At 68.4% G+C, this 13,649-nt stretch carries 11 protein-coding genes and 1 pseudogene; 5 read left to right on the top strand and 7 right to left on the bottom strand.

Translation table 11 applies throughout. The annotated features are described in order from the left end of the window. Window positions 1-476: 476 nt before the first annotated feature. Window positions 477-1,118 (bottom strand): TetR/AcrR family transcriptional regulator C-terminal domain-containing protein, encoded by a 642-nt coding sequence (locus ACGFW5_RS33615; protein WP_393838126.1) that lies wholly within the window; start codon window positions 1,116-1,118, stop codon window positions 477-479. 70 nt (window positions 1,119-1,188) lie between these two features. Here ACGFW5_RS33615 and ACGFW5_RS33620 point away from each other — a divergent pair, with 70 nt between their 5' ends. Then, on the top strand, window positions 1,189-2,499 hold the full coding sequence (locus ACGFW5_RS33620) for an FAD-dependent monooxygenase (RefSeq protein WP_393838127.1): 1,311 nt from the start codon (window positions 1,189-1,191) through the stop codon (window positions 2,497-2,499). Between the two features lie 200 nt (window positions 2,500-2,699). Here ACGFW5_RS33620 and ACGFW5_RS33625 read toward each other — a convergent pair whose 3' ends face one another. Beyond that, window positions 2,700-3,776, bottom strand: a complete 1,077-nt coding sequence (locus ACGFW5_RS33625) for a glycoside hydrolase family 19 protein (protein WP_393838128.1) — start codon at window positions 3,774-3,776, stop codon at window positions 2,700-2,702. A gap of 537 nt (window positions 3,777-4,313) precedes the next feature. On the opposite strand from ACGFW5_RS33625, the gene ACGFW5_RS33630 reads away from it, so the two are divergent. Continuing rightward, the gene (locus tag ACGFW5_RS33630) at window positions 4,314-7,163 is read left to right on the top strand and encodes an exo-beta-D-glucosaminidase (protein WP_393838143.1); all 2,850 of its coding nucleotides are present in this window, start codon (window positions 4,314-4,316) and stop codon (window positions 7,161-7,163) included. A gap of 94 nt (window positions 7,164-7,257) precedes the next feature. Here the strand turns inward: ACGFW5_RS33630 and ACGFW5_RS33635 are convergent, their stop codons facing one another. Next, window positions 7,258-7,536, bottom strand: a complete 279-nt coding sequence (locus tag ACGFW5_RS33635) for a hypothetical protein (RefSeq protein ID WP_393838129.1) — start codon at window positions 7,534-7,536, stop codon at window positions 7,258-7,260. A gap of 35 nt (window positions 7,537-7,571) precedes the next feature. Here ACGFW5_RS33635 and ACGFW5_RS33640 point away from each other — a divergent pair. Continuing rightward, a pseudogene (locus ACGFW5_RS33640) lies at window positions 7,572-7,898 on the top strand (alpha/beta fold hydrolase); the annotation flags it as partial. Window positions 7,899-8,041: 143 nt separating this feature from the next. Here the strand turns inward: ACGFW5_RS33640 and ACGFW5_RS33645 are convergent. From ACGFW5_RS33645 to ACGFW5_RS33655, 3 genes are all read right to left on the bottom strand, one after another. Next, window positions 8,042-9,013, bottom strand: coding sequence for an SDR family oxidoreductase (locus tag ACGFW5_RS33645; protein ID WP_393838130.1), 972 nt, complete (start codon window positions 9,011-9,013; stop codon window positions 8,042-8,044). A gap of 150 nt (window positions 9,014-9,163) precedes the next feature. Beyond that, window positions 9,164-9,604 carry a hypothetical protein gene (locus ACGFW5_RS33650; RefSeq protein ID WP_393838131.1) on the bottom strand — a complete coding sequence of 147 codons (441 nt, stop codon included), beginning with the start codon at window positions 9,602-9,604 and terminating at the stop codon, window positions 9,164-9,166. A 38-nt stretch (window positions 9,605-9,642) separates the two neighbouring features. Continuing rightward, window positions 9,643-10,239 carry a TetR/AcrR family transcriptional regulator gene (locus tag ACGFW5_RS33655; RefSeq protein ID WP_393838132.1) on the bottom strand — a complete coding sequence of 199 codons (597 nt, stop codon included), beginning with the start codon at window positions 10,237-10,239 and terminating at the stop codon, window positions 9,643-9,645. A 107-nt stretch (window positions 10,240-10,346) separates the two neighbouring features. On the opposite strand from ACGFW5_RS33655, the gene ACGFW5_RS33660 reads away from it, so the two are divergent. Together ACGFW5_RS33660 and ACGFW5_RS33665 are read left to right on the top strand one after the other, a co-directional pair. Next, the gene (locus ACGFW5_RS33660) at window positions 10,347-11,036 is read left to right on the top strand and encodes a nitroreductase (protein WP_393838133.1); all 690 of its coding nucleotides are present in this window, start codon (window positions 10,347-10,349) and stop codon (window positions 11,034-11,036) included. 502 nt (window positions 11,037-11,538) lie between these two features. Continuing rightward, complete coding sequence (locus ACGFW5_RS33665; RefSeq protein ID WP_393838134.1) at window positions 11,539-12,423, top strand: SDR family oxidoreductase; 885 nt, start codon at window positions 11,539-11,541, stop codon at window positions 12,421-12,423. 460 nt (window positions 12,424-12,883) lie between these two features. Here ACGFW5_RS33665 and ACGFW5_RS33670 read toward each other — a convergent pair whose 3' ends face one another. Further along, window positions 12,884-13,519, bottom strand: coding sequence for a hypothetical protein (locus tag ACGFW5_RS33670; protein WP_393838144.1), 636 nt, complete (start codon window positions 13,517-13,519; stop codon window positions 12,884-12,886). Between the last annotated feature and the right edge of the window lie 130 nt (window positions 13,520-13,649).

The raw sequence follows: 13,649 nt of genomic DNA on the forward strand, positions 1-13,649 counted from the left end.
TCGTGATAGCGGAGCTATCGGGGCGTTTTGGCAACGCCGCGAGGTGCCGTGCCAGGCGCCGCACCCCCGGCCATGATCCACCAGACACCCCCTAGTCCCTCCCCGGCGACCGTTCGCTCGGCGGGGCGGAGCGGTCGACGCACGGAATACGGCGGGCAGCGGTCCGGCCACAGCACGTGGCCGGACCGCGACGCCATAGCCGAAGCGCCTTATCGCCGCCGCGTGATCGCGAGGCGTGGCCGAGCCCCCCGCCGCCGACGCGGCCCGGCCCGGCGCGCCCTCGGAGGGCGTCGAAGCGCCGCGCGGAGAAATCAGCGGCAACCGCCAACGCAGGCAGCCGAGTTCACGGGACACGTCCTGTCCTGCAAGCGTCGCCGAGCTCACCGCATCCGCCCTGCCCGCGTCTCCGAACGCACCGAATCCGCCCCGCACGGGCCGCCGAGTTCAGCGGGTGCGGCGCGCGCGAGTCGCCGAGCTCACCGGACGCGTCCGGTACGTGTCGTTGTCCGGTGTCCCGCCACCGGCAGAGCGGCGTCCCGCATCGCGGTGCGGTTGACCAGGCCGTCCAGGATGAGAGCGAGACCGGCCTCGAACGCCGACTCGTGGTCGATCACCGGCAGGTCCGCTGGCAGGTCCGCCGGTGGGCCCGCGTCGCCGCCGGAGCCGGCGTCCGCCTGTTCCTCCAGGACACTGCCGACCGTGAAACGTCCGGCGGCCAGCATCGCCATCTGCGCGTCCCGCTCAGGCACTCCGGACGCGGCCAGGAAGTCCATCTTGCGGCGGATCCGATCGAGGTCGTTGGCGGGGGTGCTGCCCGCGTGGAGGCGTGCGCCGTCGCGACGCATGAGCAGCGTGCGCCGGAAGCTGCGCATGTTGTCCAGGAACCACGCGCGCCACTCGTCGTCGGGCGCGGGCAGCGGCGCGGCCGCGTGCGGTGCCATGGCCGCCTCCGCCATGGCGGCGAGCAGATCCTTCTTGGTCCGGAAGTGCCAGTAGAGCGAGGGCTGTTCCACGCCCAGCCGCCTCGCCAGCCGTCGCGTACTGACCGCGTCGAGCCCGACCTCGTCGAGCAGGCCCAACGCTTCGGATACGACGATCGCACGGTTCACCTTTGTCACTTGACGAATCTATCACCGATAGATGACGCTGAAGAGAAATCATTCACCGATAGATTCTGAGGTGACGGGCATGGTGACCGGATCAGAAGCAGGCAGACCGTCAGCAGACGGACCGGCAGCAGACAGATCGAAAGCAGACGGATCGGAAGCACGCCCCCTGCGGGTCCTGGTCGCGGGCGGCGGCGTGGCCGGCCAGGCGCTGGCCTTCTGGCTCACGCGAGGCGGCCACGAGGTGACCGTCGTCGAACGCCATCCGGCGCTGCGGGCCACCGGGGCGCAGATCGACCTCCGGGGGCAGGGCATCGAGGCCGTCGAGCGGATGGGGTTGCTGGACACCGTGCGCGCCAGGCTGGTGGACGAGGCGGGCGTCGCACTCATCGACGCGCGCGGCAGGGCCCGGGCAACGATCATGGCCAACACCTCCGGCCGCGGCCGGCAATCCCTCACCTCCGAGTACGAGATCATGCGCGGCGACCTGATACGCATCCTGTACGACGCGTCGAAGAACGACACCGAGTACGTCTTCGGCGTCGGCGTGGACCGCTTCGAGCAGGACGAACAGAAGGTCCTCGCGCACTTCTCGGACGGCTCCTCCGGCGAGTTCGACCTCCTGGTCGGCGCGGACGGACAGGGATCGCGCATCCGGCGGGCGATCCTCCCGGCAGGCTTCGATCCGTACCGGCGGCTCGGCATCCACATGGCTTACTGGTTCGTGCCGCGCACAGCGTCCGACAGCACCATCCGGGACACCTACATGATCCCGGGCGGCCGTCAGATCATGCGCCGCAGTCACAACCCGGCCGAGACCCAGGTGTACTTCGTACTGCGGGACGAGTCCGAGGAGGCCACGGCGATCCACCGGAAACCCGTCGAGCGTCAACAGGAGTTCTGGGCGGGCCGGTTCCGGGACGCCGGCTGGCAGGTCGAGCGCTTCATCGACGGCATGCGGACGAGCCCGTTCTTCTACTCCCAGGAGGTCGTCCAGGTCCGCACCGACACCTGGTCACAAGGCCGCGTGGTCCTCGTCGGCGACGCCGCCCACTGCGCCTCCCCCTACAGCGGCATGGGCACATCGGGCGGCCTGGTCGGCGCCCATGTGCTGGCCGGCGAGATCAACCGGCACCCGGGCGACCTGAGGACGGCGCTGGCGAACTACGACGACGTGCTGCGTCCCTTCGCCAACGAGATACAGGGCGCGGTGAATTCACGGCTCCTGCGCCTCGCCATGCCGACGACCCGGCGGGCGATCGGCGCTTTCCAGGCAGCCACCGCACTCGCCTGCTCGCTGCGCGTTCCCGACCTCGTCGCGCGCTTGTCGAAGGAGGACCGCGGCGGCGGCTGGCGGCTCCCCCAGAACCCGGCGGCGGTCGTCACCGCGTGAGCGGACCAAAGTACGCGTGCGAGAGTCCCTGCCGTCAGAGAGGCGAGCATCTGGCGCTCCTCCTCACCGAGCGGGCCGTCCTGCGGTGAGACGCGTACCGCATGCAGCAGTGACGGCCGCACGGCGCGTTCACCCGCGCCCGCTACGCCGATGTGCCCGCTCTTTCTCCGGAAGCGGGGCACATCGGCTTGCGGGACCTGTCAGCAGCTCAGATTGTTGCCCGCCGGAACCCCGAGGATCGAGACGAAGCTCTGGTAGGCGTTGATACGGCTCTGCACCTGGGCGGGGTTGCCGCCATTGCACTCGATGCTGCCGTTGATGCTGCGGATGGTCTCACCGAACCCGGCGCCGTTGACCATGGCGTTGTGCGGGGTCATCGTGCCGGGGCCGCTCTGCGTGTTCCAGTACCACAGGCCGGTCTTCCAGGCGACGGCCGAGTCGGTCTGCACGAGGTTCGGGTTGTGCAGCAGGTCGATGCCGAGGGCGTCACCCGCCGCCTTGTAGTTGAAGTTCCAGCTCAGCTGGATCGGGCCACGTCCGTAGTAGGCGGACTGCCCGGCCGGACAGCCGTAGGGCTGCGTCGCGTCGCAGTAGTGCGAGTAGTTGGCGGTGTTCTGCTCGACGATGTAGACGAGCCCGCCGGTCTCGTGGCTGACGTTGGCGAGGAACGCCGCCGCCTCCTGCTTCTTCACCGTGTCGCTGCCGGTGTTCGCGAAGCCCGGGTACGCGCTGAGCGCGGCGGTCAGACCGCTGTACGTGTAGAACGAATTCCGGTTCGGGAACATCTGGTTGAACTGGGCCTCGCTCACCACGAAGGAACCGCTGGACGGCGGAGTCGTCGGCCCCCCGCCGCCGTTGCAGCCGTACGGGTCCCAGTACCAGGTGCTGATGACGGGGTCGTAGCCCGGGTTGTCGTGCTCGGCGATGTAGTAGTTGCCGTCCGTGTACTTGACGATGTCGCCCGCCACGTAGGAGTGGCCCGCCGCCCAGGCCGGGTAGTCGCAGCTCCCGCCGGTACCGCCCGAGCCCCCGCCGCAGGCGCCCTGGTCGGCCCAGACGGCGGCGACACCGGGCGTCTCGCCCTGAGTCCACCACTTGGCCTGCCAGTTGTGACTGCTGTACGAGGCGGACGTACCGCCGGTGTAGACCGAGGAGGAATTCCAGGCACCGGCGCAGGTGGCCGCGGCGGAGGCGGGCGACGCCAGCGGTATGAAGAGGGCGAGTCCTACCGCGACGGCCAGTGCGGTGAGAAGTGCGATGAGCCGTTGTCTCGACACGCGACCACTCCTTCTGGGGAGTTGAGTGGGATCTCGGCAGACTCAAGCGGAATGGCCTGCACCTGTCAAGGTCCAGACCATTCCGGGTTCACCGCGCGACGAGGAAGGGTCGGCCGGCCGAGCGATCGCGGTACGACGTGCGGCACGTGCCGCATGTGCCATATGTGCCGCATCTGCTGCATGTGCCTCTCGCGCCTCCCCCGTCCGACCATTCGGAACCGGGAGACTGGGCGTCTCGTTCAACGGCCCTCCTCGGGAGCTCCATGTACTGCGACGCGCCGCGCACCACCACACTGTCCGGCGGTCCGGCGCCGACTGGTCCGTCAGCCGCGCCCATGAAGAACCGGATCTGTCTGGCGAGTGTCGCCGGCCGCGAACGCGGCTCACGTCCGGATGGAGGTGGCCGCGGCCGTGACGCGTAGGCCCCCGCGAGTCGGTTGCGCCGACGAATCGGACCACACAGCGATCCCGCGCGCACCAGCGCCCCTTGGCCACCTCGGTCTCCGCGGGCTTCTTGGGCTTCTCGGACTTCTTGGCATCCTGACCTTGGCCGCCGCTTCACCGACGGCACCCCCGAACGCCCCGCCCGCGCAGCGCTCCGTAGTACCCACTGCCGTGTCCTCAACCGCAGGTAGTTCGACCCCACTGACCGGATACGCAATTCAGTCCACGACGCGGGTCCCCGATGCGGCAGCCGCCGTATCGTCGCCCGGCTTTCCGACAGACGGCTGGCACAAGGCCGCGCGCCGCTCAACCGTGCTCGCCGCCCTGGTCGCCGACGGCACCTACCCCGACCCGTTCTACTCGACCAATCAACAACGCATTCCCGCCCGTGCGTTCGCCGTGCCGTGGTGGTATCGCAGCGACTTCATTCTCACCAGTACGCGAGCTCGCACCTACCTGGACGTCAGTGGAGTGGTCTCCGCCGCCGACGTCTACCTCAATGGGCGGCGTGTCATCGACGCGGGCACGGCGGCCGGGGTCTACCGGCACCACGACATCGACATCACCGCGCTGGTGCGTGCGGGCATCAACACGGTCGCCTTCCGCATTCAGCCCAACGACCCCCGGAGGCATTTCACCTTGGGCTGGCTGGACTGGATTCAGCCACCGCCCGACGCCAACATGGGCATCGTTCGCGACGTCCTCGTACGCCGCCGCGGACCGGTCGCCCTCCACGATGCGCACGTATGGACCGACCTGTCCGTTCCCTCACTGGACACGGCCGAGCTCACCGTCAAAGGGCAGGTCCGCAACGACTCGGAGGTGACTACCCGGGCCACGGTCACGGCGGTGGTCACCAACGCGGTTCCGCCGCCGACCCGTACCACCGACATGGCCGCCCGCACCACCCACGTGGCCGCGCACGACGAGGTGGCCGCTCACGACGGCGGGATGGTCGCTCACGACGACGAGGTGGCCGCTCACAACGGCGGGGTGGTCACTCACGGCGGGATGGTCGCTCACGGCGGAGTGGTCGTCCTGCGCCAGAACGTCACTCTGCGGCCCGGCGAAGCCAGGGCATTGGTCTTCACGCCGAAGGAATACCCTCAGCTGCGCCTGCACCGCCCCAGAGTGTGGTGGCCCGCCGGAATGGGACCGCAGAACCTGTACCGCCTCAGCCTGACCGCCGCGGTTGCGGGCAGACCCTCCGACACCGTCCGCCACGCCTTCGGGATCCGCGACATCAAGGCCCCGATCAACGCCGCCGGTGCGCGCCAGTATGCGGTCAACGGTCGCCCTGTCCTGATCCGCGGCGGGGGTTGGTCGGCCGATCAACTGCTGCGCTGGGACAGCGTCGCGGCCGAAGACCGGATCGAGGCAGCTCTCGACGCCGGTCTGAACACACTCCGGTTGGAGGGCCACATCGAACCGGACGAGTTCTTCGACCTCGCCGACCAGCACGGGATGCTGACGTTGCCCGGTTGGGAATGCTGCGACAAGTGGGAGGCACAGGTGAACCCCATCGACAGGGGTGAGAAGTGGAACCGTGCCGATCAGCTGGCCGCCCGCGCCTCCATGGCTTCCGAGGCCGCCCGGCTGCGCGACCACCCGAGCGTCCTGTCCTTCCTCATTGGCAGTGACTACGCACCGGACCTGCAAACCGAGAAGGCGTACCTCACAGCCCTGCGCGCCGCCGACTGGCATACCCCGGTCGTCCCCGCTGCCTCCGATGTCACCACCCCGCTGAGTGGTCCCTCGGGCATGCGGATGACAGGCCCCTACGACTGGGTTCCGCCCTCGTATTGGTACAACAAACGCGAGGGTGGAGCGAGCGGCTTCAACTCCGAGACCAGTGCCGGCCCCTCCATCTCCACCCTCGACACCCTGCGCCGCACCCTCTCACCCGCGGAACTCGACGTCCTCTGGAGGAAGCCGTCCGCGGCGCAGTACCACCGCTCCCCCTCCCGCACCTTCCAGACGCTTGAGCTGTTCGACGCCGCACTCACCCACCGTTACGGCGCGCCGCGCAGCCTCGCCGATTACACCGCGAAAGCGCAGCTGGACCACTACGACAACGTCCGTGCTCAGTTCGAGGCCTACGCCCGTAACGCCTCCGACGCAACAGCACCGGCTACTGGGGTCATCTACTGGATGTTCAACAGCGGCTGGACGTCCCTGCACTGGCAACTCGTCGACCGCTACCTCGACGTAGGCGGCGCCTACTACGGCGCGAAGAAAGCCAACGAGCCTCTGCACATCCAGTACTCGTACGACGACAGAACGGTGACGGTCATCAATCGCCGACCCGTACCCACCTCCGGGCTCGGCGCCGTCATCACCCTGTTCAGCATGGACGGGGCCAGTCACTATCACCGTGCGGTGCACGGCATCCGGGTAGGCGGTGACGGTGCGAAGAACACCGTGCTGACCCTTCCTGCCCACGTGAGCGGCCTGGGCGGCACCTACCTGGCGCGCCTGACCCTCACGGACCGCTCCGGTCGTGAGGTAAGCCGCAACGTGTACTGGCTCTCCGACCGCCCCGACACCGTGGACTACGACGCCACCGACTGGTACCACACCCCCTCCACCGGCTACGCCGACCTGACGGGCCTCAACTCCCTCGCACCCAGCACCCTGTTGGCCACTGCGCACACCGCTCGCCACTACGATGCCACGTCCACCACCGCCGTCGTTGCACGCAACCCGGGGACCGGCCGAGGCAGCACGGGTCCGCCTGCCCTGATGACGGATGTCCATCTCGTCGACCGTGATGGCACACCCGTGCTCCCCGTTCGTTGGAGCGACAACCACGTCACCCTGTGGCCCGGCGAAAGCACCACCCTCACCGCCACGTACCGCACCACCGCACTCCGCCATGGCCTGCCTCTCGTCCGCCTCTCCGGATGGAACACGCCCACCACGTCCATCACTCCTGGCCGATGACAGCAGCGCCGCCGACCCTGGCGAGGACGCCCCCATGCGAGTGCTCGACTGATCCGCATCCGCGACCAGGTCATTTTCGCGTCAGGCACAGGCACTAATCGGAAAGGACAGCTCCCCCGACCAAGTAATCCAGCCCTGGCTTGAACTCCAGCCGGGGGATGGCGGCCAGCACCCGGAGTTGCAGGTCGTGGGGCACTTCGTAAGCTGCGCAGGCAAGCCACTCGTCCTCCCCTGCCGGGGGCAGACGACGGTCAAAGAGGTCGCGGATGCGCAGGATCTCTTCCCGGCTGAGTTCGGTGACGTGCGCCGGGCGTTCGTCAGCATCCCAGCCGGTCAGGTCCCAGACGAGTCGATCGTCGGTCGTGTCGTTCATGCCATAACGATAGTCGCGCAGCTGACGGGCTCGGGAGCGAGGACGATCTCGACGTCTACGCGGGAAAGTTCGAGCGGACCGGGTTCACCGACGCACTCAACCGCTACCGCGCCATGGACCGCGACCGGGAAGACCTCGCCCCTCATCGGGGAGCTCCGATCACGCAGCCGGCCCTGTTCATCGGCGGCGCACTCGACGCCTCCACCACCTGGATGGCCGACACCATCGACGCCTACCCCACGACGCTGCCCGGACTGTCCGCCTCCCACGTCCTCGATGGCTGCGGCCACTGAATTCAGCAGGAGCGCCCCGGCGACGTCAACCATCTCCTCATCGACTGGCTATCCACCCTCCAGAGCTGAACGGGCAGGCCGCCCGGCCGACTTGAGGACCGGAGGGTGTCCCCGACCACGAGCCCGTCGGTGGTCCGCGATGTGCCTGGACGGCTCGGGCGGCTGTTGCAGGGAGCCACGTTCTCGCACACCCGGGCAGGCGGTCCGGGAGATCAGCGATACTCGTCCGCCGAGGCATCCTTCGTGCCGAAAACGACATCCTCGAAGTACGCCCAGGCGTCCGGCTGGCTGCCGTCCACGTCACGTACTCCATAGGTCTTGGCGAGCTCACCGCTGGAGGTGGACCTGCCGTTCCACCGGTCCGCGCGGTCCGGGTCGGCGGCGAGCGCGGCGACCGCGCGGCCCAGGTATTGCGGGGATTCGGCGATCGCGAAGGCCGGCTCCTGGGCGATGGCGTCGCGCCAATTCTCCTCAGTCACACCGAAGTGGGTGAGCATCTGCTCCGAGCGCAGAAATCCCGGCGACACCGCCACGGCAGTGCCCCCGTACTCGGCCAGTTCCTGGCCCCAGCCGAAGGCGAGCCGGATCGGGGCGTTCTTGGCGAGGTCGTAGTACATGTTCTCGCGATAGCGCCGGTTGGAGACCGCGGTGCCGTCGGTGACCTCCACGTGCAGCGGGGCGTCCGAGCGGATCAGGAGCGGCAGCACGAGCGCCGCGGTGATCACGTGCGATCGCGCCCCCAGGTCCAGGATGCGCAGACCGTCGGCGAGTGGTGTCTCCCAGCTCTTCTTGCCGAAGACCGACCCGGCCAGGAGGTGTTCGCCACCCCACAGGTCGTTGACGAGAATGTCGAGCCGCCCCTGTTCCTTGTCGATCCGCTCGACAAGGGCGCGCACCTGCTCCTCGTCGAGGTGGTCGGTGGGTACGGCGATGCCCGTGCCGCCGGCCGCCGTGACGAGTTCTGCGGTCTCCTCGATGGTCTCCGTGGTCCGGCCGACCTCGCTGGTTGAAGCGCGTGTGGTGCGTCCGGTGACGTAGACGGTGGCGCCGGCGCGGCCGAGTTCGACAGCCTGGGCGCGTCCGGCGCCGCGGGTGGCCCCTGCCACGAGCGCGATCCGGCCCTGGAGAGCGCCTTCCTGGGCTGTGTCCTGGTCAAGGTTCCGGGAGGAGATGTGCTGACTCATGTTGAGCATCGTCCATGCTCACGGCGGCTTACCGCATCCCCATTCTTCCTTCTTCGGGCCCGTTTCCCCATCTCGTCCTCGGCGACGACGCCCTCCACGTGGCTGAACAGCGTGCATCCCGACGCCCCTGTGGCCGAGCAGAGAGCCCTGCTACAAGCGGCGGAGAACAGGCTCGATTTCTGCCAGGCTTTCGTGCAGTCGTCGGGCTCCCCGAACAACACGAACGTCGGTGTCGCCCGACATCTCCTCGCAGAGCCGCAGCGCCTCGTCCAGGTCGTACGAGAAGATGCTGAAGACATCGTCGATCGCGATGTGGATGTAATCGGCGTGATTGTCGTCGGCGACTGCCAGTGCCAACGCGACGATCTTCAGCCCGGCCTTGTCCTTTCGCCTGAGCAAGACCTCCGCGGTTCGCCGGGTGACGAAGGTGTCACCAGAATCGAGTACAAGCTCAAGCAGCAACTCTGCGGCCTCGGGCATCTCGGCGAACCCTGCCAGGCCGTGGCCGGCATCCGCCCGGTCACGGTAGTCGTCGCTTCGTCCGAGTGCGCCAAGCGTCGCGACAACCGCACGCCGCAGGTCACTGTCCACGGATCCGCCCGCCCCTTCCCACGACGCCGGTCAACATCTCACCGAGTTGCCTGACCGAGGAGGACTTCCGCCGCCGCTCGCGCGTGCCGGCCGTAGTCCGCCTCGTTCAGGACCATGGCGCGGCTGGCCGCCCCGTCCGCGAGGGTGGCCAGTTGCTCGGCGAGTGGGAGGGGTTCGCGGCAGCCCAGTTCCGTCACCAGCGCGACGATCAGTTGCACCATGCGCAGCTTCTGCTCCCGGGCGTAGGAGTGCACCGCGCTCTGCGGGTCGGGGAACTCCACGGCGGCGTCGATGAACGGACACCCGCGCACCGAAGCTGCGTTGGCCACCGGCTGGTCGAACAGCTTGAGGAGCCGGTCACGCGGAGGGATGTCCTCCCGGGTCAGTACGCCTTCCAGGGTTGCTGCCGACCCTGCGAGGCCCTGCAAGTGGGCCATGACCAGGTCGTTCTTGGTGCGAAAGTGCGCGTAGAGCGTCCGCTTGGACACCGGGGCTTCCTCGGCAACCTGTTCCATGCCGGTCGCACTGATGCCCTGAGCCGCGAACAGTCGGGCGGCGGCAACCAGAATGCGCTCCCGCCCACCACGCCCTTGCCGGCGCGACGCCGTGGCCGTCGTACTCACGGTCGTATCCATGGAGCAAGTATACGCATGCGTTTACTTAGGCCGACACGTCGCGCTAAGGTGACGTGCGAATGTAAACGGCATCGTTTACATCATGTCCTTCGGCATCGAGGAGCCCCATGAGCAGGCCCATCCCCACTGAGCTGAGCAGCCGCGCGGAGAAGCTGATACGCGGGAGGCACGCGACCCGCGCGTTCCGTCCGGAGCCCGTACCCGATGACACGATGCGCAGGATCTTCTCGCTGGCCGGCGCCGCGCCGTCCAACTCCAACGCACAACCGTGGCAGGTGGAGGTGGTGAGCGGCGCGGCACGTCAGCGCCTGGCCGGTGCTCTCCAGGCGGCCCACGCCGAAGCGCGCACCTCGGTGGACTTCCCGTACTCCGAGAGGATGTACGCGCAGGTGCACCGGACACGTCGGGCGGCTTTCGGCGCCGAACTGTACGGGGCGCTGGGCATCGGCCCCGACGATCACACGGCACGTGCGGCCTACGACGCGGAGAGCCTGCGCTTCTACGGCGCGCCACATGCGGCGTTTCTCTTCGTCCACGGCGACGGAGGGGCCCGGTTGGCCGCGGATGTCGGCGCCTACATGCAGACGCTGCTCCTGGCGATGACCGCGTACGGCGTGGACAGTTGCCCGCAGGGGCTGTTGAGCTTCTACGCCGACACCGTCCGCACCGAACTCGGTGTCGCCGGAGGGAAGCTGCTCGTCGGCATCTCCTTCGGGTACGCCGACGAGGCGGCGCCGGTGAATAGGGTGAAGGCCGCGCGTGCTCCCCTCGCGTCGACCACGGCCTTCCACGACTAGGCAGTTGCGTGTGGCCGACAGTCGATGGCCGACGGGCGACAGCCGACGGGCGGGAGGTCACGGTCGTGGGTCTTGCAAGTCCCAGTACAGCGTGCGGAGGTGATGACCACCTGGACCTGTGCGGTCTCGTTTGGGTCATCGGGTGGACCGCAAGATCCGGGTGGCAGTCCGGGGACGATCCCCACACAAGCACGGCATCCGCGCGGTGATTCCGGAACGGGCCGTACGCTCCAGAGGCCCGCACCTCTGGAACGCCGGGTCCTGCTCGGCACCCTCTTCGGCACCCGCCGCTTCGGCCTCATCGAGCGGTGCCCGTCCCCCTCCGGCACGCGATGGTCCCGGCCGACCGCTCTCACGCACGACCTGACCAGGGCGTATCGCCCACGTCGGGCTATCCGGCGCGCGGCGGACTATGGTCGATGGAGCGGGGCCGCCACATCGCCGACGGTCCACTGATGTGCGGCGGCGGTGACATGCAGGGCGGCCATCTTGAAGGGACGCCATGAGCCGGGTGCATGGGGTGCAGGGCTTGCTGAACCGCACGGCCGTCGTGACCGGTGCTGCCCGTGGAATAGGCGCGGCACTGGCACGAAAGCTGGCCGAGCGCGGCATGCGGGTGGCCCTGCTGGGCCTGGAAGGCGACCTACTGCGCGAGGTCGCACGGACCCTGCCGGTGCAGACGTGCTGCCTCGACGTGGACGTCACCGACGAAGCAGCCATGGAGCGCGCCGCCGCCGCGGTCGGTGATCTCCTCGGGGCACCGTCGGTGGTGGTCGCCAACGCGGGCATCGCCGAAGGCGGCCCCTTCGGCTTCTCGGACCCTGTCACCTGGCGACGTGTCATCGAGGTCAACCTCTGCGGAAGCGCCACCACCGCCCGCGTGTTCCTCCCGGCCCTGCTGAGCAACCGCGGTTACTACCTCCAGGTCGCCTCAACCGCAGCGTTCGGCTCGGTACCCATGATGAGCGCCTACTGCGCCTCGAAGGCCGGTGTCGAGTCCTTCGCCCAGTCCCTGCGCGCCGAACTGGCGACACAAGGGACCGGGGTGGGCATCGCCTATGTGCACTGGACGGACACCGACATGATCCGTGACGCCGACCAGCACACCGCCTTGCGCGAACTACGCGCCCACATGCCACCAGGGGCCCGACGCACCTACCCGGTGACCACGATCGCCGCCTGGCTCGCCCGCGGCGTCGACCGTCGCCTCCCCGCCGTCTACGCACCGCCGTGGCTGCGCTACGCCCAGCCCTTGCGTCCCCTGTTCCCGCCGGCCGTCGCCGCTGTCTCGCGCCGAACCCTGCCACGCCTGACCGCGCCCGGGCAGCTCCCGTCGACCGGCCTGCTCGGTCCGGGAGGTCAAGCTGCCCGGAGCGGTGGCCGATAGGCACCACCCGATAGTTCTCACACAGCGATCCGTCCTCCCGAGCTGTCAGACTCGCGCACCAGCATCCGCTCGCGCTCCCTGAACTTTTCGCCCCACTCGCCTTCCCGCTTCCGGAAGCCCGCTCCGAAATGAGATGCGAACGGGCCCGCCTCACCAAGGCGTTCGCCAGACACCGAGGGGCGAACTCCCGCTGAATGAGAGCACGTTGATCCGTATGCCGTATGGAGGTCAACCACGTGCCGAAGGACCGGAAGCGCGTCGGCGGTGTGGTTGTGGTCCTCCAAGGCGGATGCCGACGACTCGGATGTCGACCGGGCCTGGCAGCAGGCATTCCTCCCGGCGGGCCCGGCCGTTCGGGGCCGCAAACAAACGCCGGGCAACCCGCTATGACGTAGGCAGAACCGTCCGATGCAAGAAGACAGTCATCGCCCTGCAACGGTTGACAGGTTGCAGAACAAGCTCAGTCGATGTCCTCGAACGCGGGGTGTCGACCGGCGCGCCGCCGAACGAAGCCGCGTCGGCCGGCCAGCAGGGTGATGGCCGTCCACCCGGCAACGCCCATGACAAGGGCACCGAGTTGGCCGTCCGAATCGACGTCGGAGGCTGCCTCCAGAGGGACAACGTTCTTCGGGTCGCTGACGACCTCGATGCGGTCGCCCACCTTCCACGGCGGATAGTCGCCCCCGTAATTCAGCGTTTCCTTGAGCTCGCCCGACCGGCCGACGAGGGTGAAACGGTGGTCCGAACCGCCGTCGGCGCTGTCGGCGGTGATGCGGACGTTCTCGTGCACACCTCGACTGTCCAACGCGGCTTCAGGGGCGTACTCGACCGAGCCTACGAGCACGAACACCGCCGGCAGCAGGGAGAGAACGGCGAGCCACCATGCGTGGTGAAGAAACCGCAGGACGATCACGAAAACGAGGCACCCGATGAAACCGGTGACGATCGGGATGACATCCACACCCAACGCGAGGTACGCGATTCCCGTGTTGGCCGCGGCGATGAACCAACCGAGCCCCACCACAGCGAGGGTGAACAGGACGTACGCACCGCGGTCCACCGTTGTCTGCGTCTTTTTCATGTGCGTCTTCTTCATGTCCACTGCCGTCATCCGAGCAGCATAGACAGGTTGCCCGCGACGGCCTTCGACTGCCCACCTCGTGCTGGCGACCAGGCCGGATGGGCGCGGAACAGGACATTGTCACGCTGGCCGCACCAGGAGGGCC

It is taken from the genome of Streptomyces sp. NPDC048416 (assembly GCF_043200435.1).
Classification (GTDB): domain Bacteria; phylum Actinomycetota; class Actinomycetes; order Streptomycetales; family Streptomycetaceae; genus Streptomyces.

Excerpts from the sequence above, each read along its gene's own strand:
- ACGFW5_RS33660 (WP_393838133.1), top strand. The coding sequence starts at position 10,347 with ATGAGCAGGCCCATCCCCACTGAGCTGAGCAGCCGCGCGGAGAAGCTG.
- ACGFW5_RS33635 (WP_393838129.1), bottom strand. The coding sequence starts at position 7,536 with ATGAACGACACGACCGACGATCGACTCGTCTGGGACCTGACCGGCTGG.
- ACGFW5_RS33655 (WP_393838132.1), bottom strand. The coding sequence starts at position 10,239 with ATGGATACGACCGTGAGTACGACGGCCACGGCGTCGCGCCGGCAAGGG.
- ACGFW5_RS33670 (WP_393838144.1), bottom strand. The coding sequence starts at position 13,519 with ATGAAGAAGACGCACATGAAAAAGACGCAGACAACGGTGGACCGCGGT.
- ACGFW5_RS33665 (WP_393838134.1), top strand. The coding sequence starts at position 11,539 with ATGAGCCGGGTGCATGGGGTGCAGGGCTTGCTGAACCGCACGGCCGTC.
- ACGFW5_RS33645 (WP_393838130.1), bottom strand. The coding sequence starts at position 9,013 with ATGAGTCAGCACATCTCCTCCCGGAACCTTGACCAGGACACAGCCCAG.
- ACGFW5_RS33620 (WP_393838127.1), top strand. The coding sequence starts at position 1,189 with ATGGTGACCGGATCAGAAGCAGGCAGACCGTCAGCAGACGGACCGGCA.